We start from the raw sequence: 21,314 nt of genomic DNA, 5'->3' as shown, positions 1-21,314 counted from the left end.
TGGCCGGATGAGGTTGGCAGTGCCCGCCACGACCGAGGAGGCGCTGGCCTGGCTGGTCGCGCGGGCCCACGAGACGTGGGACGTCCGGCCGGACACGGACCTGGTCGCCGTGCTGACCCCGATGGCGCGGGCGATGGCCGCGCTGACGACCCTGGACATCCCGGAGCGCATCGAGCCCAACGCGTGGTGAGCGACCTCGACCTGGACCTGACGGCGACGGAGATGGCCGACCTGGTCCGGCGCAAGGACGCGAGCCCGGCCGAGCTGCTCGAGCGCACCGTCGCACGGATGAAGGCGCACGACCCGGTGGTCTGCGCGTGGTCCGAGGTCGACCTCGACCACGCCCGCGCCGTCGCGAGGTCGCTGACCGACGAGGCCGCCCACGGGCGGTTCCGTGGCCCGGTGCACGGGGTGCCGTTCGCGGCCAAGGACCAGTTCCACGTGCGCGGAATGGTGACCCGAATGCGAGGAGCGGACTCGGCGCCGGCGGACGTGGACGCCACCGCCGTCGCGCGGCTCCGGGCGAGCGGGGCGGTCCTGGTCGGCAAGACGACCATGCCTCTCGGCGGCCGACCGCCTCCCACGCGCAACCCCTGGCACCCCGACCACACCCCCGGTGGGACGAGCAGCGGCTCCGGGGCGGCCGTCGCAGCACGGATGGTGCCGGTCGCGCTGGCCGAGCAGACCGCTGGCTCTGCTCTGCGTCCGGCTGCCTACTGCGGGGTCGCCGCGATCAAGCCGACGTACGGAAGGATCTCGAGGGCGGGACTGGAGCCGATGACCTGGTCGCGCGACCACGTCGGGATCATCGGGTTGTCGGTCGCCGACCTCGCGCTCGTGCTGGGGGTCATCGCGGGACCCGACCCCGACGACCCGACGTCCCTGCCAGACCCGCCAGCTCGCTACCTCGACGCCATGCACCAGCCGCGGCCTGCCCGGATCGGCTTGATCGGCACGCGACAGCTGCCCGCGGAGGCCGAGCCCGCGATGCTCGACTGCACGGCCTCGGCGGCCGAGCGGCTGGCGGCCGCTGGTGGAGAGGTCCGGCCGGTGTGGCTCCCCGACGAGCTCGCCGCCGCGGGGTCGATCGTCAACCTGCTGCGGGCGGAGGGGGCCGCCCTACAGGAGCGGCGGCGTGGCGACGGCGCGCCGGGGAGCTACTGGGCCGGGGAGCTGGTCCCCGCGCCGTTCTACGTCCAGGCGAGACGGGCGCGGGTCTGGATCTCGGAGCTGGTCGAGGAGGCGATGGCGGGGCTGGACGTACTGTTGATGCCGGCCGCCCCGGGAGCCGCACCTCGCGGCCTCGAGCGGACCGGCAGCGCCCAGTACCTCTCGCCGTGGAGCTTCCTCGGTCTGCCGACCGCGACCGTGAGTGGCGGACTCGCGCCCGAAGGGCTGCCGCTCGGTCTTCAGCTCATCGCCCGGCGCCGGGACGACGCGGGGCTCCTGCGGGCGGCCGCCTGGGTGGAGTCGGTGCTGGGGCGGCTCGGCCCACCTCCTATGTCCTGAGGGGTGTCGACCCTGCGAGCTCGAAACGTGGCACCGAGATCTCGTCGGAGACCGGCTCGAACACGACGCGCACGCGGTCACCCACTCGGACCGAGCCCGGCTCGACCCCGATGACGTTGCTGAACATGCGCGGCCCCTCCGTCAGCTGCACCATCACGAGGTTGTACGGCACGTCCTCGCGGTAGGCCGGGTGGAAGGCGCGCCGGTAGACGATGGAGGAGAACACCTCGCCGTCCCCCGAGAGGTCCTGCCAGGAGAAGCCGTCGCCGAGGCAGCGCGGGCACAACGCCTGGATCGGGAACCTGATGTGGTCGCAGGACGCGCAGCGCTGCATCCGCAGCGTGCCCGCGCGGGCACCGTCCCAGAACGGGCGGTTCTCCTCGGTGACCGTCGGCTGCGGCTTCGCCACGGGCTCCCTCGCCGGCTCGCTCATCGGCTCTCTCCTGTCAGGACCAGCGCGGAGGCGGTGTTGAGCACGAGTCCGCGCCCGGCGACCAGGCAGACCTCCGCACCGGGGACCTGTCGCTCCCCGGCGTCGCCGCGCAGCTGCTCGACGCCCTCGATCAGCGTCCACCAGCCCTGCGGGTGGCCGGCGGACAGGTGGCCGCCGTGGGTGTTGACCGGCAGCTCGCCGCCGAGACGGATCCGACCGCCTTCGACGAACGACCCGCCCTCGCCGACCTCGCAGAAGCCGGCGTGCTCGAGCCAGAGGACCGTGCTGATGGTGAAGTTGTCGTAGAGCTCGGCCACGTCCACGTCGGCCGCGGTGATCCCGGCTTCGGCGTAGGCCCGCTCCACGGCGTCGCGCTGGTGCGGGCCGTACCACCACTCGGGGTGCTCGTGGTCCTGCGTGATGAACCCCTGACCCGAGCCCGCGATCCGCACGGCGGGCCGGCGCAGGTCCCTGGCCCGCTCGGCCGAGGTGACGATGACGCACGCGCCGCCGTCGCTGACCAGGCAGCAGTCGAGGAGGTGGAAGGGCTCGACGATCATCCGCGACGCCTGGTGGTCTGCCAGCGTGATCGGCTCGCGCATCATCGCGAGCGGGTTGAGGGCCGCGTGCCCGCGGGCCGCCACGGCCACCTCGCCTAGCTGCTCGCTGGTGGTGCCGTAGAGAGCCATGTGCCGGCTGGCGCTGAAGGCGCTCCAGGTGGCGGCGCCGTACGCGCCCCAGGCGCCGTTGTTGGCCGTCTCGGTGCCCAGCGCGCCGCCGGCGGCGAGCAGCGGGCGCTTCTTGCCGGTCTTCGCCGCGTCGCCGAAGACGCACGCGACGTAGTCGGCCTTCCCGGTCTCGATCGCCATCGCCGCGAGCTGCACGAGGTTGCCCGCGGTGGCGCCACCCATCGCGAAGCTCCCGGTGAAGCGTGGGTTGATGCCGAGCGCCCGCCCGAGCCGCAGGTAGTCCAGCGCCCAGTGCATGTCGGTCGTCCCCGGCTCCGAGAGCAGCCCGTCGATCTGGTCCTTGGCCAGGCCGGCGTCGGCCAGCGCGAGCTTGAAGGCGTCGGTCTCGAGGGACAGGTTGGTCGAGCCGGGCAGCGAGCCCTGGGGCGTGAGGCCGACCCCGACGATCACGGCCTCGGTGCCGCCGGTCCGGCTCATGCGAGCAGCTCGTCGGTGGTCATGGCGTCGATCTCCGAGCCGGACAGGCCGAGCACCTCGGTGAGCACCTCGCGGGTGTGCTGCCCGAGCAGGGGAGCGGGCGCCCGCAGGACGGGCTCGTCGATGCTGGAGAGGCGGAACGGCGGCGCGTTGTACGCCGACGGCCCCATCTCGGGGTGGTCGAGCACCACGAAGTGGCCCCGGTGCCTGAGCTGCGGGTCGTTCTCGAGGAGATCGCGGTAGTCCTTCATCGCACCGGCCGGCACGCCGCGCCGCTGGAGCTCGTGCATCAGCTCGACCGCGTCCCGTGCCGTGGTGCGCGCCGTGATCTCGGCGTCGAGCTCCTCGTGGCGGGCGTGGCGGTCCCGCATCGACGAGAACCTGGCGTCGCCGGCGAGCTCCTCGGCGCCGAGCACCTCGCACAGCGCGCGCCACTGGTCGTCGTCGAGGACGCTGAGCGCCAGCCAGCGGTCGTCACCGGAGCACCGGTAGACGCCCTGCGGCGCTGCGTCGTGGGCGAGGTTGCCCTGCCGCATCGTGTCGTGGCCGTTGGCGGTCGCGTCGACCATCGCCGGCCCGAGGAGCCCGACCATCGTCTCGGCCTGGGACAGGTCGATGTGCTGCCCCTCGCCGGTCCGCCGCCGGTGCCGCAGCGCGGCGAGGATCGCGAAGGTCGCGTGCATCGGCGCCGGGACGTGGTCGGGGTAGTTGGTGCCGGTGCCGACCGGCACCTGGTCCGGCAGCCCCGAGAGGTGGTAGAGCCCGGTCAGCGCGCTGACGGTCTGGCCGTACCCGACGACGTTCGCGTCCGGGCCGTAGCCGCCCTGCATCCCCATCTCGAGGTAGATCACGTCGGGACGGACCGCCCGCGCCTCGTCGTACCCGACGCCCAGCTTGGCCATCGTCCCGGGCGCGAAGTTGCTGGTCACCACGTCCGCGGTCTCGATCAACCGGAGGATTATCGCCGGGGCCTCCGGGTGCTTGAGGTTGACGGTCACCGAGCGCTTGTTGGTGTTGCGGTCGGCGAAGTAGCCGCTGCGGTTGAGGCTGTCGAGTCGCTTGCCGTCACGGAACGGCGGCAGGATCCGGAGCCGGTCGAGCCGCTTGCCCGACTCGACCCGGATGACGTCGGCACCGTGGTCGGCCATCGCGCGGGTCGTGTAGGGCCCGGCGCCGAGCCAGGTGAAGTCGACGACGCGGACGCCGCGCAGGGGAAGGGTCATCGCGGTGCTCCCGCCGTGGTCGCCTCGACGGGCTCGGCGAGGGACCCGCCACCGTGCTCGCCGAGCCGCGGCGCCCCGGACTGCGTGCGGCCCGGCGTGGCGCTCAGCTGGTAGGGGAGTCCCGGCATCCGCAGGGTCCGCCCGGTGGCCTCGTGGTGCACGTCGACGAAGTAGCCGCGCGCCGCGAGCTGGGGGTTCGCCACGAGGTCGGCCGGCGTGTAGACCGGGCACAGTGGCAGCCGGTGCGCCTTGGCCTGGCGGTACAGCTCCTCCTTGGTCTGCTGCATCGAGAACCGTTCGAAGACGGCCTGGAACTCGGCCTTGCCCTCCTCGCCGGCGGCGAAGGTGTCGTCCTGCCACTTGTCCTCGCGGAGCCCGGACGCACCCTCGACCCCTTCCTCCTCGAGCCACCCGACGAGCTGCGGCCAGAAGACGCCCAGCCCCTTGGCGAGCAGGTAGACGTGGCCGTCCGAGCATGGATAGACGCCGACCGCGGCCTGCCGGGGAGTGCCGCCGTTGCGCGTCCGGACGACCCCCTCGAGGTCGTAGTAGGGCACGGCGTTCTCGTGGGCCATGACCACGCTCTCCTGCGCCGAGACGTCCACGAGCTGGCCGGCGCCGGTCTCCTCGGCCTCCAGCACGGCCAGCATCGTGCCGATCGCGGCGAACTGGGCGGCCGCGAGGCACGCCTGGTCGCCGTAGGCGCGCGTCGGCTGGCCGTCGGCGTACCCACCGAGCGAGAGCAGTCCGCCCAGTGCCATCAGCACCAGGTCGGTCGCCTCCCAGTCGGCGTAGGGCCCGTCGGTCCCGAACGGCGTCACGACGGTGTGGACCAGCCGCGGGTTCAGCGACCGCAGCTGCGCCGGTCCCAGCTCCCGGTCGGCCATCAGGCGGGGGTGGCCGGTCCCATCGAGCAGGACGTCCGCCTCGGCGACCAGCTCGCGGAAGCGGGTGACGCCATCCGGGTCGTCGAGGTCGAGGACCACGCTGCGCTTGCCGGCGTTGAAGTAGCCGAACCAGAGGCTGCGCTCGGGCCCGGCCCGGTCGTCCAGGAACGGCGGACGGCCGCGTGCGGCGGCGCCCGCCGGTGGCTCGACGAGGGTGACCCGGGCGCCCAGGTCGGCGAAGAGCTTGCCGGTGTACTCGGCGTACGGCCCGGGGAGCTCGAGCACGTCGATGCCGGCCAGCGGGCCGGTGGTCGCAGCGGTCATGCGGTCCCCCTCGCGTGAGTGCGGGTCGTGGTGATTGTATGCGATCCTGTCACGGGTTGCCGCGGCAGGGTAGTACCCGGACCATGGTGGACCGGGCGATCGTTCCTGCATTGACGCGGCAGCCCCGGCCGGTCAATGTATACGTGCTGGATGCAATTGCGAAGGAGAAGGTGACGTGGACGGCATCACCGAGAAGCTCGTCGACTACGCCCTGGGCTACTCCCTGGAGGCAGCGGGCGAGAACGCCGTCCGGGCCACCCTGCACCACCTCATCGACTCGGTGGCGGTGGCGATCGCGGGCACCACGGCAGAGTCCTCCCGCGCGGCCGCCGATGTCGCGACCGCGTGGCCGGCCGCGGGCGGGGCCACGGTCATCGGCCGGAGCGAGAAGGCCCCGCCCGACCTGGCCGCGTTCGCCAATGCGGTCATGGTCCGCACCTACGACTGGAACGACGGGATGCAGGCCTCGGCCGGAGGCCACCCCAGCGACATGATCCCGGGGCTCCTCGCCGTCGCCGAGGTCTGCCACTCCTCCGGCGCGGAACTGATGAACGCGACGGCGCTGGCCTACGAGCTGCTCGGCGGCGTGGGGATCGTGCTCGAGCGTGGGGTCTGGGACCAGGGATTGTTCATGGGCGGGTCCACGGCGCTCGCCTGCGGCAGGCTGTTGCGGCTCACGCGCGAGCAGCTGGGGCAGGCGGCCTCGCTCGCATACACCACTGCGCTCCCGCTCAGCGTCCACCGCTGGGGCGAGCTGTCGATGATGAAGGGCGCCTCCACGGCGTACGCCGTGCGCAACGGCGTCTTCTGCGCGCTGCTGGCACAGCGCGGCTTCACCTCGGCGCCGGAGCCGATGGAGGGCTTCTACGGGATGACCCACGTCATGGGCGAGTTCGACCCGCGGCTCCCCGTCGTGCCCGGCGGCCCGAGCGTGATCGAGATGTCGCACCAGAAGCTCTATCCCGCGGAGACCCAGGTCCTCGGCCTGCTGGACCTGGTCCCCAAGGTGCGCGACTGGGCCGGTGACGAGGAGATCGTGCGGATCGACGTGGAGATGTCCGAGCGCGCCGTGCGTCACGTCGCGGACCCGGCGAAGTACGACCCGAAGAACCGGGAGACGGCCGACCACAGCCTGCCGTACATGCTCACCGTCGCGCTGCTCGACGGCGAGATCACGCTGGAGTCGTACGCCGACGAACGGGTCCACGACCCGGCCCTGCGTCCCCTGATGCGTCGGATCGTGGTCCACCCCAACGAGGAGTTCACCCGGATCCGGCAGGTCTTCGACGGCGTGACCCGGGCCCAGCCGGTCAAGATCTGCTTCCGCACCGCATCCGGCCGGGAGTTCAACGAGGAGCTGCGCTACCACCGCGGCCACTTCCGGAGCCCGCTGACCAGCGCCGAGATCGACCACAAGCTCGACTCCGCGAGCCACGGGGTGCTCGACGATGCCACGCGCGACCGGATCCGTGGGGAGTGGTGGGGGCTCGGCTCGGCCACGGACGTGGCATCGCTCATGCGGTCGCTCGGGTCCTTCGGGCCGCGGTGACACGCACGCGGGAGCTGGCGTCCTGGGCGGCCGGCATCGCCGGCAGGCCCGAGGGGGCCGTGCCGGAGGAGGCGCGCCGGTACGCCCGGGCCGCCTTCGTCGACACGGTCGGGGTGATGCTCGCCGGCGTCGCAGAACCCGCCTGCCGGCTGGTGCGGGGCGTCGCGCTCACCCCGGTCGCGGCCGGGCCGGCCACCGTCGCCGGCACGGCGCTGCGGTCGTCCGCGGCCGACGCGGCGCTCGCCAACGCAACGGCCGCGCACGCGCTCGACTTCGATGACACCCACCAGAGCGTTCGTGGACACCCGTCCGCCGTGCTGGTGCCCGCGCTGCTGGCCATCGGGGAGGAGCGGCACGCGTCCGGCCCCGCGGCCGTGACGGCGTACGCCGTCGGGCTCGAGGTGGCAGGGCTCGTCGGGGTGGCGCTGGGTGGGTCGCACGCGGCGCGGGGCTTCCACAGCTCGAGCGTGCTCGGCGTGCTCGGCGCGGCGGCCGGCTGCGCGGCGCTGCTCGGGCTGGACGCCGAGCGAACCGAGCGGGCGTGGGGGATCGCGGCGAGCGGTGCCTCCGGACTCCGGCGCGCCTTCGGCACGATGACCAAGCCGCTCCACGCCGGTGAGGCGGCGCGCCGCGGGCTGCTGGCGGCGGTGCTGGCCGAGCGAGGTTTCACCGGGCCGGTCGACGTGCTCGACGGGGCCCAGTCCTTCCTCGACGCCTACACCCCGGACGCCGGTGCGAGCGCGCTTGCGTGGGGCCGCGCGGGGGACGGGTGGCAGGTCGTCTCGCCCGGGCTCGCCGTGAAGAAGTACGCCTGCTGCAACCGGGGGCACCGCGCCCTGGACGCCGCGCTCTTCGTGCGCGAGGAGCTGGGTCGCCCGCCCGCCGACCAGATCGCCGGCGTCGAGGTGTGGATGCCGGCCGGACAGGTCGGCGCCGCCGGCGAGGTCGGCCCGATGATCCACCCCGACCCGGCCACGGGGCTCGAGGCGAAGTTCTCGATGCCCTACGTCGTCGCCTGTGCCCTGTTCGACGGCCGGCTCGGCACCGACGCCTTCAGCGACGAGGCCGTACGACGTCCCGGAGTGCGCGAGCTCATGCGGCGGGTGCGGGTGGCCTCCGACCCGGCGCGCCCCACCGAACCCGGCGACCACGTCGAGGTGGTCGTAGAGCTCCGGGACCGGTCGCGGGCCAGGTGTCGAGTCGAGCACCCGCGGGGGGACCCGCGTACCGGCGCGCGGCTCGGTGAGGACGAGGTGGCCGCCAAGTTCCGCGACTGCGCGCGGCCGGTGCTCGCGGACCGGACCGACGCCGTCCTGGACGGCCTCGGCCGGCTGGACGAGCTGGCCGATGTCGCTGATCTGGTGCGCGGCCTGGCTGGCGCACCGTGACCATCCTCGCAGAGTGATTGCATGCAACATCGGCATCCGTCATGCAGCTGTCGGCCCTGTGAACACGCGATGCGCAGAGTTGACGGGGTCAAGGGCACGACATACTGTGTGCAAGTCATATGCAATCTGGTGATGATCCTCAGGAGGTCGTGGTGACTGAGCGGCACACGGAGCCCGAGGTGGTGGCGACGCTGACGGCCCTCGCAGGCGGCGCCGAGCTCGACGACGCGGGCGCCGCGGTCCTGGCCGGCAGCCCGGTCACCGACGTCGCCGACGGAGCCCGCCTCCAGCTCGAGGTGCTCCGGCGGCTCGAGGCCGGTGGAGCGGCGCGCGGCGGCTGGAAGATCGGGTGGACCTCTCGCGGTGCCCGGGACGACGCGGGTGCGGACGGGGCCCGCCCGTTCGGCTACGTGCTCGCGGACCGGGTCCTACCCTCGGGGTCGCGGCTCGACCTCGGAGCGATCCCGAGCTGCCGGCTCGAGCCGGAGATCGCGCTGGTGATGGGTGCGGCGCTGTCCGGCCCCGACGTCACGCCCGAGGAGGCGCGGGCCGCCGTCCGCGCGGTCGCGCCGGCGTTCGAGGTGAACTCCTCGCGGCTGCGTCCCGGCCTCTCGATGGCGGTGCGGATCGGCAACTCGCTCAACAACTGGGGGATCGTGGTCGGACCCGAGCAGGACCCGGACCTGCCGCTCGACGCGCTCCATGTCGAGATGCGGGCCGACGGCGAGGTGGTCAGCAGCGGCTCGTCGGGGCCCGACGTGCTCGACGACCCGTTCCTCTCCCTCAGCCGGGTGGTCGCGACGCTCACCGGCCACGGCATCGCGCTCGAGCCGGGACAGACGCTGATCACGGGGTCGCTCACGGCGCCTCTGCCGGTGTCGGCCGGTGTCACCTACGAGGCGACCTTCAGGCCGCTCGGCTCCGTCTCGGTGCGCTGCTGACGATGGACCTAGATGGACGCGTGCGCTGGAGCGTGAAGACGCACCAGAGGGGCTGGCGCTTCGAGGACACCCTCCACCTGTGGCAGGCGGCAGAGGAGCTCGGCTTCCACGCGGCCTACCTCAACGACCACCTCTACGGCAGCTCGCTCGAGACGTGGTCGACGCTCTCCGCGCTGTTCGTGAGCACGAAGCGGATCCGCGGCGGGACGATGGTCACCTCCAACTCCTTCCGCCACCCGGCACTGCTGGCCAAGGCGACGGCGACCGTCGACGTGATCAGCGGTGGCCGGCTGGTCGTCGGGCTCGGGGCCGGCAACGAGCAGCACGAGTACGACGCCTACGGTCTCCGCTTCCCGCCGCCCGGCGAGCGGGTCGCCCGGCTCGAGGAGACCTGCCGGATCCTGCGGCAGGCCTGGACCGAGGAGCGCGTTGACCTCGACGGTGAGTTCCACACCCTCCGCGGCGCGGAGTTCGAGCCCAAGCCGGTGCGGCCGGGCGGACCCACCCTGGTGCTCGGCGTGAAGGGCGACCGGGCGCTGGGCGTCGCCGCCCGGCACGCCGACGAGTGGAACTGGAACCGCGGTCAGGCCCGGACCGAGGAGTTCCTCGAGCGGATGGACCGGCTCGACGCGCTCTGCGCGCGCGCCGGCCGCGACCCGGACACCCTGCCGCGCGGTGTCGGCTTCCGCCGGCTCAAGAGCTTGCTCGACCGCGGCGACGAGGACTGGGACGACGTGGTCGACGTGACCCGTCGCTCCATCCGCCGCGGCGCCTCCCAGGTGGTCCTGATGTTCGACCGTCCCGAGGACGTCGAGGACGAGATCACCTTCTACAGCGAGAAGTTCATCCCAGCCGTGATGGCCGGGGTCTGAGGACAGGAGAACCTCCCACATGATCGCCGCCCAGATCGCGGAGCTGCTGACCGGAGTCGGCATCCGCCGCGTGTACGGCCTCCCGGGCGAGGACCACATGGCCCTCATCGACGCCTTCGAGGCAGCAGGGCTGGAGTACGTCACCGCCTTCAACGAGTCGTCGGCGGTGATCATGGCCGCTACCGACGCCCAGCACACCGGGCTCCCGGGCGTCGTCGTCCTCTCGCTCGCACCCGGCGTCAGCAACGGGGTGAACGGGCTGCTCAACACCTACCTCGACCAGGTGCCGCTGATCCTCATCTCCGGCCAGCACCCGGCGCACCGCTACCCGTTCGTCACCCGCCAGGGCTTCGACATCGAGCAGCTGGTCACGCCGATGACCAAGTGGCGGGCTCGCGCGGTGCCCGGCACCGACATCCCGGGGCTGGTGGGCCGCGCCGTCGACGAGGCGATGTCCGGCAAGCCGGGCCCGGTCTACCTCGAGGTTCCCGACGACGTCGCCACGGCCGACCCGGTGGCGCCGACCGAGGCGGTGGCCGCCGCGGTCGAGCAGCTGAGGGCGCGCTGGGGTGCGGCCCCCGGACGACGTCCCGCGGTGCCGGCCGAGGTCGCCGACCTGCGGTCCCGGCTGGAGACGGCCGAGCGACCCGTCCTGGTGCTGGCCGGGCGGCGCCGGCGGGTGAGCCCGGAGACAGCCACCGCCTTCGCCGAGGCGTGGCGGCTCCCGGTCTTCACCAGCTCGCGGCAGAAGGGCACCGTGCACCCGGACTCGCCGTACGCCGCAGGCACCTTCCTCAACGGCCGGCTCGAGCGCCACCTGTTCGACCGCAGCGACCTCGTGGTCCTCGTCGACCCCGACCCGTTCGACTTCTACAACCGCGCGTGGTGCTTCGACTCCGAGGCCGTCGCGTTCGTGGAGGACACGTTCACCGACTGGTCCAACCCGATCGCGCGGCGGCTGGTCGGCGACCCCGAGGCCTCGCTGGCGGCCCTCGCCGACAATCCGGCACCCGCGTCGGTGTGGACGGCCGAGGACGTCCAGGGCTACCGCGACCACCTGCGCGCCACGCTGCTGCCGCCGACCGAGACGCTCTCGGTCTCCCAGGCCGTCGACGCCGCGCTCGCGGTGTGGCCGCGTGACGGCTACCTGATCGCGGACGCCGGCTTCAGCAAGCCGCTGGTCGCGATGCTCAGCACGCCGAGCGAGCCCGACCTCTACTACGCGTCCAACGCGCTCTCGACGATGGGCTACACGGTGCCGACCGCGGTGGCCACGCGCCGCGCGGTCGGCGGTCGGCCGGTGCTCGGCTTCCTCGGCGACGGCTCGCTGCTGATGCGGGCGACCGAGCTCATGGTCTCGACCGAGGCCGGCGGGCCGCTGGTGTACGTCGTCGTGATGGACCGCGCGCTGACCCAGATCGAGGTCAAGCAGGAGCGGCGGCACCTGCGGCCCGTGGGCGCGACGCTGCCCGAGCTCTCGGCAGCCAAGCTCGGCGAGGCGTTCGGGATCGAGGGCATCGACGCCCACACCGCCGACGACGTGCGGGCGGCGGTCGGGAAGGGGCTCGGCTCGGACCGGCCGGTGCTGGTCGGCGTGCATGTCGACAAGCAGCCGGCTCGCGAGCTGTTCGAGGTGCTGCGCGGATGAGCGACCGTCCCGTCGTCGCGGTGCTCGACGTGATGCCCGAGGCATCCCGCGCCGTGATCTCGCAGGTCTTCGGGTCCGACTTCGACGTCGTCTTCGCCGACGGCGACCGACCCGAGGACAAGCAGGCCCTGGCCGCCGGCGCGACTGCGCTGCTCACCATGTGGGGTGCGGTCGACGCCGACACGATCGCGGCCGCCGGGTCCTGCCGGGTGATCCAGAAGCTCGGCATCGGCACCGACAAGATCGACGACGCGGCGGCGCGGGCGCGCGGTATCGCCGTCCTCAAGGCCGCCGGCATCAACGCCGAGGCCGTCGCGGAGCTGGCCGTGCTGCTCGCCCTGGCCGTCGGCCGGCAGCTGCCGCGGGCCACGGCGGCTGCGCGCGAAGGGCTCGCCGTGAAGGAGGAGCTGCGCGCTGTCTCCTTCCAGTTGATGGGCCGCACCGTCGGCCTGGTCGGCTTCGGCCACATCGGCCGGGCCGCGGCCAGCCGGTTCCGTGCCTTCGGTGCCGAGATCGTCTACTTCGACCCCTACCGTCCCGACGCAGGGGTCGAGGCGGCGCTCGGCGCTCGTTACCTCGAGCTCGTCGAGCTGCTCGCGACCGCCGACGTGGTGTCCCTGCACGTGCCGGCCGCCGACCGCCCGGTGCTCGACGCGAGGACCCTCGGGCTGCTCAAGGCCGGGGCGATCGTGGTCAACACCGCGCGCGGCTCCCTCATCGACGAGCCCGCGCTGGTCGAGGCCGTCCGCAGCGGCCGGCTGCTCGGTGCCGGACTCGACGTCACCACGGTAGAGCCGCTGCCCACCGACTCACCGCTGCGCGACCTGGAGCAGGTCGTGCTCACCCCGCACGTCGGCGGTGCGGTGGCCAACAACTTCCCGCGCGTCATCCAGCGCGCTTTCGACAACGTCCAAGCGGTGCTCGACGGCCGGGCCGTGGCGCCGGCCGACGTCGTCGTACCGGCGCCGGAGCCGGTCCGGTGACCGCGGCCGAGCCGCTGGGGCTCTACGTCGACGGCGCGGACGCGGCCGCGGGCGGCGATCCGGTGCCGGTGGAGGACCCCGCCACGCGGGAGCAGCTCGCCGTGGTGCCCGAGGCGACCGCGTCGGACGTGGCCCGGGCCGTGGCGTCCGCCGCGGCGGCCTTCCCCACGTGGCGGGACACCTCCGGGCCCGAGCGCGGCCGGGTGCTGTGGCGGATCGCCGAGGCGATCCGGGGCGATGCGGACGGGCTGGCGCGGCTGGAGTCCCAGGACACCGGCAAGCCGGTCGGCCAGGCGCGCACCGACGTGGAGACCTCGGCCCGCTACTTCGAGTTCTACGCCGGCGTGGCCGACAAGGTGTACGGCGAGACGCTCCCCGGCGACGGCGCCTACTGGGCCTACACCCTGCGCGAGCCCTACGGCGTGGTCGCGCACATCACCCCCTGGAACTCTCCGCTCGCGCAGCTGTCCCGCGGCGTCGCCCCGTCGCTCGCGGTCGGCAACACCGTCGTCGTGAAGCCGTCGGAGGTGACCCCGCTCTCGACGTTCCTGGCGGCCCGCCTCTTCGCCCGCGCGGGGCTGCCGGCCGGGGCGTGCAACGTGGTCGCGGGTCTCGGCCCGACGACGGGCGCCGCGCTGGTCACCCACCCCGACGTCGCCCACGTCACCTTCACCGGATCGGTCGCCACCGGGCAGCGGATCCTGCACATGGCCGCGGACCGCGTGCTCGGCTGCAACCTCGAGCTCGGCGGCAAGTCACCGACCATCGTGCTGCCGGACGCCGACCTCGACGCCGCGGTCCGCGCCGGAGCGATGGCGATCGTCCGCAACGCCGGGCAGTCCTGCTTCGCCACCACCCGGATCGTGGTGCACCGCTCGATCGCCCAGGAGTACGCCGAGCGGCTCGCGCTCGCGGTGGGCCGGCTGAGCGTCGGCCCCGGGCTCGACGACCCGGACCTCGGGCCGCTCGCGTCGGCCGCGCAGCTCGAGAAGGTGCGCTCCGCACTCGCCGGCGCCGAGCGGGAAGGTGCCCACATCGTCGTCGGCGGCACTGCCGTCGAGGGGCTGCGCGGCTACTTCCTCACGCCGGCCGTGGTCGCAGGTGTCACCAACGACATGAGCGTGGCCCGCGACGAGATCTTCGGCCCGGTCCAGACGGTGCTCGCCTTCGACAACCTCGACGAGGCGGTCGCGATCGCGAACGACTCGACGTACGGCCTCGCCGCGGGGGTCTTCACCCGCGACATCACCACCGCACACGCACTCGCCCGGCGGCTCGAGGCCGGTCAGGTGCAGATCAACCGCTACCCGCTGGGCGGCGTCGACACCCCGTTCGGGGGCTACAAGCAGAGCGGCCTCGGACGCGAGAAGGGGCTCGCCGCGCTCGAGCACTACACCCAGCTCAAGACCGTCATCGTCAGCGAGTGACGGACCAGAACCCGAGGAGACCCATGCCCATCGCACCCAAGGTCGTCGTCGTCGGTGGCGGCAACGCCGGCCTCTGCGCCGCGATCTCGGCCGCCGAGTCCGGTGCCGACGTCACCCTGCTGGAGCGCTCCCCGCGCGAGCTCCGCGGCGGCAACAGCACCTTCACCGCGGGCGCGATGCGCGTCGCCTACGAGGGGACCGACGACATCCTCACGCTGGTGCCGGACCTGACCGAGCACGACCTGGCCCGCACCGACTTCGGCTCCTACGACGAGGGTGCGTTCTTCGACGACCTCGCGCGGGTCACCCAGTTCCGCGCCGACCCCGAGCTCGCCGAGACCCTGGTGTCGCGGAGCCTGTCGACGCTGCAGTGGATGCGCGGCAACGGCGTCCGATTCGTGCCGATCTACGGCCGCCAGGCCTACGAGGTGAACGGGAAGTTCACGTTCTGGGGCGGGCTCACGCTCGAGGCCGTGGGCGGAGGCCCCGGCCTGGTCGAGTCGCTGGGCCAGATCGCCGACCGGCTTGGGGTCAAGACCCGGTTCAACTCCCGGGCGGTCGCCCTCGACACCGGCAAGGACGGCGTGCAGGGCGTGGTCGTCCGCACCGGCTGGGAGGAGGAGACCATCGCGTGCGACGCGGTCGTCCTCGCCGCGGGGGGCTTCCAGTCCAATGTCGAGTGGCGGACCCGCTACCTCGGGCCGGGCTGGGACCTCGCCAAGGTCCGCGGCACCTCCTACAACACCGGCGACGGGCTGCGGATGGCACTAGACATTGGGGCCAGCCCGGCCGGCAACTGGTCCGGCGCGCACGCCGTGCAGTGGGACCTGAACGCGCCCGAGTACGGCGACCTGGCGGTCGGCGACGGGTTCCAGAAGCACAGCTACCCGCTGGGCATCGTGGTCAACAACCGCGGCCAGCGGTTCGTCGACGAGGGCGCCGACTTCCGCAACTACACCTACGCGAAGTACGGCGCGCAGGTCCTGGAGCAGCCGAACCAGGTCGCCTGGCAGGTCTTCGACGCCAAGGTCGACCACCTGCTCCGCGACGAGTACCGCATCAAGCAGGTCTCGCGCGCCGAGGCCGACACCCTCGAGGGGCTGGCTGCCAAGCTCGACGGCATCGACCGGGCCGGCTTCCTGGCCACCGTGGCCGAGTACAACGCGGCGGTCGACCAGGGGGTCGAGTTCAACCCGAACGTGAAGGACGGTCGCGGCACGCCCGGGCTCGACGTACCGAAGACCAACTGGGCCAACACGCTCGACACCCCGCCGTTCAAGGCCTTCGCGGTCACCTGCGGGCTGACCTTCACCTTCGGTGGGCTCCGCATCGACACCGACGCCCAGGTGCTCGACGGCGACCTCGCACCGATCCCCGGCCTCTATGCGGCCGGCGAGATGACGGGCGGCTTGTTCTACTTCAACTACCCGGGTGGGTCGGGGCTGACCAACGGCTCCGTCTTCGGCCGGATCGCGGGCGAGCGCGCCGCGACGGCGGCGCGGTGATGGCCATGGACCGCGTGACCGAGCAGCTCGTCGAGTACACCCAGGGGTTCGACCCGGGCTCCCTCTCCGCCGGCATCCGGTCGGCCGCGGTCGACCGCGTCGTCGACTCGCTCGCCTGCGCCATCGTCGGCTTCACCTCGGAGCCCGGCCGGATCGCGCTCGAGGCGGCCCGCGGGTTCACCAGCGACCGGCCGGCCTCGGTCTTCGGCGCCGGCTTCGCCACCACCGAGGAACTCGCGGCGTTCGCCAACACCACGATGGTCCGCAGCTGGGACTGGAACGACGGGATGCTGGCGCAGGGCGGAGGCCACCCGAGCGACATGATCCCCGCGGTCCTGGCCGCCGGGGAGGCGCAGCACGCGAGCGGTGCCGAGGTGATCGACACGATCGTGCTCGCCTACGAGCTGCTCGGTGCCCTCGGCAACGTCGCGCCGACCCGGGCCAGCGGCTTCGACCAGGGCACCTTCATGGGCCTCTCGGCGGCGCTCGCGATCGGGCGGCTGCGCGGGCTCGACGAGGCGCAGCTGGCGAACGCGATCTCCTTGGCGCTGGTCCCGCACGTGCCGCTGCGGGTCACCCGCACCGGGAACCTCTCGATGTGGAAGGGCGCTGCGACGGCTTCGGCGATGCACTCGGCGCTGTTCGCCGTGCGGCTCGCCGGGCTCGGCATGACCGGCCCCGAGGAGCCGTTCGAGGGGGTGTCCGGGCTCTGGGAGAAGGCCACCGGGCCGTGGGAGCTGATCCTGCCCGCCCAGCCGGGCGGGCAGATGGTCGTGGAGATCTCCCACCTCAAGCAGCTCCCGGCCGAGACCCACTCCCAGGCCCTGCTCGGTCTCGTGCCGAAGGTGCGCGAGTTCGCCAAGGCCGACGAGATCGAGTCGATCCGGATCGAGACCTACTACCAGGCCTGGCACGAGATCGCGCTGCACCCGTCGAAGTGGGACCCGACCACCCGCGAGACGGCCGACCACAGCCTGCCCTACCTGCTCGCCGTGGCCATGGTGGACGGCACGATCACGCCGGCGTCGTTCATGCCCGAGCGGATCGCGGACCCCGCGTTGCGCCCCCTCATGCAGAAGATCAGCGTGGTCGAGGACGAGGCGTTCACCGCCGTGTTCCGGCCGGGCGGCAACAGCATCGCCGGTCAGCCGAGGGCGCGGATGGTCGTGACCCGGACCGGCGGCGAGGTGTTCTCGGAGGAGGTCGGCTACCACAAGGGCCACGCGAGCAACCCCATGACGCGCGCCGACATCGACGACAAGTTCGACGCGGCGTCGGAGGGGATCGTCGACCCCGACACCCGGGACCGGATCCGCGAGGTGGGCTGGACGATCGACGCTGCCGACAACGTGGCCGACGTGATGCGGGTCGTGACCGACTTCAGGAGGGACCGATGACCGAGGACGACTTCTTCGCGCCGTACGTCCGGGTGCTCGACGGCGAGCGCGTCGCCAGCACCCCGGACACCGAGCGCTACTCGCAGGCGCTGGTCGAGAAGGCCGACCCCTACGCCGCGGACGTGCGCTGGATCCGGACGCCGCCCGGCGGCGGGTCCCCGCGCGGCCCGCACACGCACGAGCACGAGCAGCTCTTCTACATCCTCGAGGGGACCATGGAGATCGAGATCCTCGGCCGCCGCACGCAGGTGGGGCCGGGCTCGGTCGTGGTCTTCCCGAAGGGCGTCGAGCACCGCAACTGGAACGAGACGGACCGCCCGACGGTCCACCTCGCCGTCAACATCCCGGTGGAGGCACAGTCATGATCGAGATCAACGAAGAGTTCACCGTCGCGGCACCGCCCGACGAGGTCTACGCCGTCCTCTCCGACCCGCACGCGGTCGTGGAGTGCGTGCAGGGCGCCGAGCTGGGGGAGACCCACGAGGACGGCACCTTCGACAGCAGCATCACCATCAAGTTCAGCGCGCTCAAGATCAAGTTCCTCGGCCGGGTCGGGCTCGACCTGGACGAGCCCGACCGTCGGGGCACCATGACCGCGAGCGGCAAGGACGGCCAAGGCGGCACGAAGTTCAACGTCACCGCCGAGTTCACGGTGCAGCCCGGCCAGGAGACCGGCACGTCGTTCGTCACCACCAAGGGCGAGGTCGAGCTGCGCGGCAAGTTGGCGGGGATGATCGAAGGGGCCGCGACCGCGGTGACCAAGCGGATGGCCGGCGAGTTCATCGAGGCGCTCTCGCTGCGCTGCGCGAGCGGCTCCACCCAGTTCTCGGCCGCGCCGGCGGCGGGCACAACCGACAGCGGCGGCGAGGTCGCCGCGCCGGCCGGCCCCGCCTCGGCCGCCGTGCTGGTGCACGACTTCGGCGGATCGCCGAACACCTTGCGAGCCTGGGGCGAGGCGCTCGCCGCCAAGGGCGTGGCGGTCTCGATCCCGCGGCTGCCCGGCCACGGCACCCGGTGGAAGGACCTCAACGCGACCACCTTCGACCAGTGGTACGACGCCACGCGGGCCGCGGTCGCAGACGCCCGACGCGAGCACCCGACGGTGGTCGTCATGGGGCTCGGCCTCGGCGGCACCCTCGCGCTCCGCGTCGCGGCCGAGAGCGGCGAGGTCGCCGGCGTGGTGGCCGTCAACCCGGTCGTGACCGGGTTGGCGAACGTCACCGGCTGGGACCTCGCGTGGCGCTGGCTGCGCCGCTCCAAGCCCGCGGTCGCCGACGACATCAAGAAGGCCGGCGTCGTCGACACGGCCTACGACCGCACCGCGCTCAAGGCCGCCAAGGAGCTGCGGCGCGGGGCGGCCGCGACCCTGGCCGTGCTGGGCCAGGTCAGGTGCCCTGCGACCGTGGTCGTCAGCGGGACCGACCACGTGGTCCCGACCCGCGACGGCGCGACCGTCGCGGAGGCCCTGGGCGAGAGGGCCAGGCCGGTGAGCGCCGCCAGCAGCTTCCACGTGGTCCCGCTCGACCACGACGCGGAGCTCCTGGTCGCCGAGAGCCTGGCGCTGGTCCGGTCCGCCGACCCCGTCGACGTGGGGTCGAGCACTACCGGGGCGTGAGCGCCGCGCGGCTGGTGCTGATGCGGCACGGCCGCAGCCTGTGGAACGCCGAGCAGCGGTTCACGGGATGGGCCGACGTCGACCTGGACCACCTCGGGGTCTGCGAGGCGGTGGCCGCCGCCGAGCGGCTGCGCACCGACGGGGTGCGGCCCACCGTCGTGCACAGCTCGAAGCTGGTCCGCGCGGCCCGGACCGCAGACATCGTCGTCCAGACGCTCGGGCTCGTCGACGTCTGCGTCGAACGCAGCTGGCGGCTCAACGAACGCCACTACGGAGCACTGCAGGGGATGACGCTCGCCGAGGCCAACCGGCGCTTCGGCTCCGAACGGGTTGCTCGATGGCGGCGATCAGCGGCGGCGCGACCTCCACAGCCCACCGACGAGGGGCGGCCGGTGCGGGCTGAGTCGTTTGCCGACGTGGTTGAGCGGGTCGAACCGTGGTGGCGGTTCCGGGTGGTCCCCGCACTACAGCGCGGGACCACGGTGTTGGTGGTCGCGCACGGAACCACCGTCCGAGCGCTACTACGCCACGTCGAGAGCCTAGACAACGAAGCCGCGGCGCGAGTCGAGGTGCCGACCGGGAGACCTCTTGTGTACGAGTGGCTTCCCGGGACGACCGTAGACGGGTTGTACCGCCGACTGAGCGGCGAATGATTTGCAGGACGGGACGCCGTCGATTCCACCTCCGAAGGGTCCCCCAAGGGTGTCTCACAGCCTGCAGACTCCAGTCGACCGGGACGCACGGCGTCCAGATCGGCGGCATCCTCGTGTCGCAGCGAGTGGTGTGCGGGTCAAATGGAATTGCGGTTGGCTGTTGTGTTGTTGCCTGCTTGGCACGAGGAACGCAATTAAGCGACGTTTGCCCACAGTTGCGTGCAGTGCCGGCGGCCACGCCAGATCCGCGCGTCCCGCAAGCTTCGGAATGCTGGATCACCGAGGCCTAGACGGTATGAGTGATCTCGTCGTCTGACGGGGTTGCGGGCCGGGGCCTCACTCACAAATGGTCGTGGGTTACCGAGTAGGGGCTGCCTGCTCGGCCTATCCAACAGTTGTGGGAGGCCCCGGTGTTCACCGAGCGTACGAGCGTGGGGCTCGACGTGCACGCACGATCTGTCGCGGCTGCGGCGATCGATGGCGTCACGGGCGAGCTGTTCAAGGCGAAGCTGACCCCGTCACACGAGCACATCAGGTCCTGGCTTGGTGACCTGCCGGGTCCGGTGGCGGTGGCTTATGAGGCGGGCCCGACGGGGTTCGGGTTGTCGCGGGCGTTGAACGCGGCCGGGATCCGGTGCGAGGTGGTGGCGCCGTCGAAGCTGCAGCGACCCAGTGGTGATCGGGTCAAGACCGACGCCAAGGACGCGGTGCATCTGGCTCGGTTGCTGCGGCTGGATGAGATCACTCCGGTCGCGGTCCCCAGTGTCGAGCAGGAAGCGGCCCGGGACCTGGTCCGCGCCCGTGAGGATGCCCGCGGTGACCTGATGCGAGCCCGGCACCGGCTGTCGAAGCTGCTGCTGCGCCAAGGGCACGTGTACTGCGGCGGGCAGGCGTGGACGGGTGCCCACGATGTGTGGCTGCGACAGACCGGCGCCCAGCTCGCAGCGGTGGCGACCCGGGCGACGTTCGGGTCCGACTACGAGGCCGTGCTGGCGGTGAAGGCCCGCCGGGACCGGCTCGACGCCGCGATCGCGGCGATGGCCGCGGACTGCGAGTTCACCCCGCTCGTCACTCGGCTGGGGTGCCTGCGTGGGATCGGCACCCTGACCGGGTTCGCGTTGGCGGTCGAGGTCGGCGACTGGGACCGGTTCACAGGTAAGACCATCGGCTCCTTCGTCGGCCTGGTGCCCAGCGAGTACTCCTCGGGCCAGTCGAGGGTTCAGGGCTCGATCACCAAGACCGGGAACACCCACCTACGCAGACTGCTGGTCGAAGCGGCCTGGCACCACCGACCCGCCTACCGGGTCGGCAAGACGATGCGTGAGCGGTGGGAGCTGGCCGGCCCCGCCGCCCGAGCCCGCGGTGACGAGGGCAACCGACGGCTGCACCATCGCTGGAACACCATGCGCGCCCGACACAAGCGTCACGTCGTGGCCAACATCGCCGTCGCCCGCGAGCTGGCCGGCTGGTGCTGGTCCCTGGCCGTGCTCGAGGAGTAACCCACCCCGGACTGCTTCGTCGGAGGAGGACGGTGGCAGCAGCGCGAGGAGCGACCCGCGAAACAGCTATGAGCAACGCCGAGTGATCGGCGCGACGCTCGACCCTAGACACGCGACCCGCTCCAGCCGAACAGCCCGTCCTGCGGTAACCAACCCGCGCATATCAGCCTGACCGCGCGTCGAAAGACACGCCCAGCCACCACCACAGACGACGAAGCAGAGGCGCCCGCCCCGAGCAATCGGGACGGGCGCCTCACCCTGCCTATTGACAGGAACGACCTACATATCAGCTGTC

At 72.5% G+C, this 21,314-nt stretch carries 19 protein-coding genes; 15 read left to right on the top strand and 4 right to left on the bottom strand.

The genetic code is table 11. The features are described from left to right. Positions 1–7 precede the first annotated feature (7 nt). Entirely contained in the window at positions 8–190 is a 183-nt protein-coding gene (locus G514_RS30260; RefSeq protein WP_157544719.1) for a hypothetical protein, read from the top strand. Continuing rightward, entirely contained in the window at positions 187–1,509 is a 1,323-nt protein-coding gene (locus G514_RS26105) for an amidase (RefSeq protein ID WP_157544717.1), read from the top strand. Before G514_RS30260 ends, G514_RS26105 begins: the two co-directional genes overlap by 4 nt. Here the strand turns inward: G514_RS26105 and G514_RS0110435 are convergent. The 4 genes from G514_RS0110435 to G514_RS26100 are packed head-to-tail and all read right to left on the bottom strand — an operon-like array spanning position 1,499 to position 5,542. Continuing rightward, positions 1,499–1,942, bottom strand: a complete 444-nt coding sequence (locus G514_RS0110435) for a Zn-ribbon domain-containing OB-fold protein (RefSeq protein WP_028651700.1) — start codon at positions 1,940–1,942, stop codon at positions 1,499–1,501. The two genes, G514_RS26105 and G514_RS0110435, sit on opposite strands and share 11 nt — an antisense overlap. Further along, positions 1,939–3,108, bottom strand: a complete 1,170-nt coding sequence (locus G514_RS0110430) for a thiolase family protein (protein ID WP_028651699.1) — start codon at positions 3,106–3,108, stop codon at positions 1,939–1,941. The genes G514_RS0110435 and G514_RS0110430 overlap by 4 nt, the downstream gene beginning before the upstream one ends. Beyond that, a complete protein-coding gene (locus tag G514_RS0110425; RefSeq protein WP_028651698.1) occupies positions 3,105–4,331 on the bottom strand; it encodes a CaiB/BaiF CoA transferase family protein in 1,227 nt (408 codons plus the stop codon). Before G514_RS0110425 ends, G514_RS0110430 begins: the two co-directional genes overlap by 4 nt. After that, on the bottom strand, positions 4,328–5,542 hold the full coding sequence (locus tag G514_RS26100) for a CaiB/BaiF CoA transferase family protein (RefSeq protein WP_051247298.1): 1,215 nt from the start codon (positions 5,540–5,542) through the stop codon (positions 4,328–4,330). Before G514_RS26100 ends, G514_RS0110425 begins: the two co-directional genes overlap by 4 nt. Before the next feature lie 175 nt (positions 5,543–5,717). Between G514_RS26100 and G514_RS0110415 the strand changes: the two genes are divergently transcribed. The 13 genes from G514_RS0110415 (at position 5,718) to G514_RS0110350 (ending at position 21,019) form a co-directional block, all read left to right on the top strand. Next, positions 5,718–7,091, top strand: coding sequence for an MmgE/PrpD family protein (locus G514_RS0110415; protein ID WP_028651697.1), 1,374 nt, complete (start codon positions 5,718–5,720; stop codon positions 7,089–7,091). Next, positions 7,088–8,479 carry an MmgE/PrpD family protein gene (locus G514_RS26095; protein ID WP_051247296.1) on the top strand — a complete coding sequence of 464 codons (1,392 nt, stop codon included), beginning with the start codon at positions 7,088–7,090 and terminating at the stop codon, positions 8,477–8,479. Before G514_RS0110415 ends, G514_RS26095 begins: the two co-directional genes overlap by 4 nt. Positions 8,480–8,631: 152 nt before the next feature. After that, positions 8,632–9,420: a 2-keto-4-pentenoate hydratase gene (locus G514_RS0110405; protein WP_157544715.1), complete on the top strand. Its 789-nt coding sequence runs from the start codon at positions 8,632–8,634 to the stop codon at positions 9,418–9,420. 32 nt (positions 9,421–9,452) lie between these two features. Beyond that, entirely contained in the window at positions 9,453–10,292 is an 840-nt protein-coding gene (locus tag G514_RS26090; protein WP_051247294.1) for an LLM class flavin-dependent oxidoreductase, read from the top strand. 19 nt (positions 10,293–10,311) lie between these two features. After that, positions 10,312–11,940: a thiamine pyrophosphate-binding protein gene (locus G514_RS0110395; RefSeq protein WP_028651695.1), complete on the top strand. Its 1,629-nt coding sequence runs from the start codon at positions 10,312–10,314 to the stop codon at positions 11,938–11,940. Further along, entirely contained in the window at positions 11,937–12,923 is a 987-nt protein-coding gene (locus tag G514_RS0110390) for an NAD(P)-dependent oxidoreductase (protein ID WP_028651694.1), read from the top strand. The genes G514_RS0110395 and G514_RS0110390 overlap by 4 nt, the downstream gene beginning before the upstream one ends. Then, positions 12,920–14,350 carry an aldehyde dehydrogenase family protein gene (locus tag G514_RS0110385; protein WP_028651693.1) on the top strand — a complete coding sequence of 477 codons (1,431 nt, stop codon included), beginning with the start codon at positions 12,920–12,922 and terminating at the stop codon, positions 14,348–14,350. Before G514_RS0110390 ends, G514_RS0110385 begins: the two co-directional genes overlap by 4 nt. Positions 14,351–14,373: 23 nt before the next feature. Further along, complete coding sequence (gene tcuA, locus G514_RS0110380; RefSeq protein ID WP_028651692.1) at positions 14,374–15,855, top strand: FAD-dependent tricarballylate dehydrogenase TcuA; 1,482 nt, start codon at positions 14,374–14,376, stop codon at positions 15,853–15,855. 5 nt (positions 15,856–15,860) lie between these two features. Continuing rightward, entirely contained in the window at positions 15,861–17,252 is a 1,392-nt protein-coding gene (locus G514_RS26085) for an MmgE/PrpD family protein (RefSeq protein ID WP_169576394.1), read from the top strand. Further along, complete coding sequence (locus G514_RS29160) at positions 17,249–17,617, top strand: cupin domain-containing protein (protein ID WP_051247290.1); 369 nt, start codon at positions 17,249–17,251, stop codon at positions 17,615–17,617. Before G514_RS26085 ends, G514_RS29160 begins: the two co-directional genes overlap by 4 nt. Continuing rightward, the gene (locus tag G514_RS29155; RefSeq protein WP_051247288.1) at positions 17,614–18,867 is read left to right on the top strand and encodes an alpha/beta fold hydrolase; all 1,254 of its coding nucleotides are present in this window, start codon (positions 17,614–17,616) and stop codon (positions 18,865–18,867) included. Before G514_RS29160 ends, G514_RS29155 begins: the two co-directional genes overlap by 4 nt. Next, entirely contained in the window at positions 18,864–19,520 is a 657-nt protein-coding gene (locus tag G514_RS26065) for a 2,3-bisphosphoglycerate-dependent phosphoglycerate mutase (RefSeq protein ID WP_084151996.1), read from the top strand. Before G514_RS29155 ends, G514_RS26065 begins: the two co-directional genes overlap by 4 nt. Before the next feature lie 410 nt (positions 19,521–19,930). Continuing rightward, entirely contained in the window at positions 19,931–21,019 is a 1,089-nt protein-coding gene (locus tag G514_RS0110350) for an IS110 family RNA-guided transposase (protein WP_028651606.1), read from the top strand. Positions 21,020–21,314: the final 295 nt, after the last annotated feature.

Origin of the sequence: Nocardioides halotolerans DSM 19273 (assembly GCF_000422805.1) — a bacterium.
Taxonomy (GTDB): domain Bacteria; phylum Actinomycetota; class Actinomycetes; order Propionibacteriales; family Nocardioidaceae; genus Nocardioides; species Nocardioides halotolerans.
Note: the sequence above shows the minus strand (reverse complement) of the source record. Positions and strands in the feature narration are given on the sequence as shown.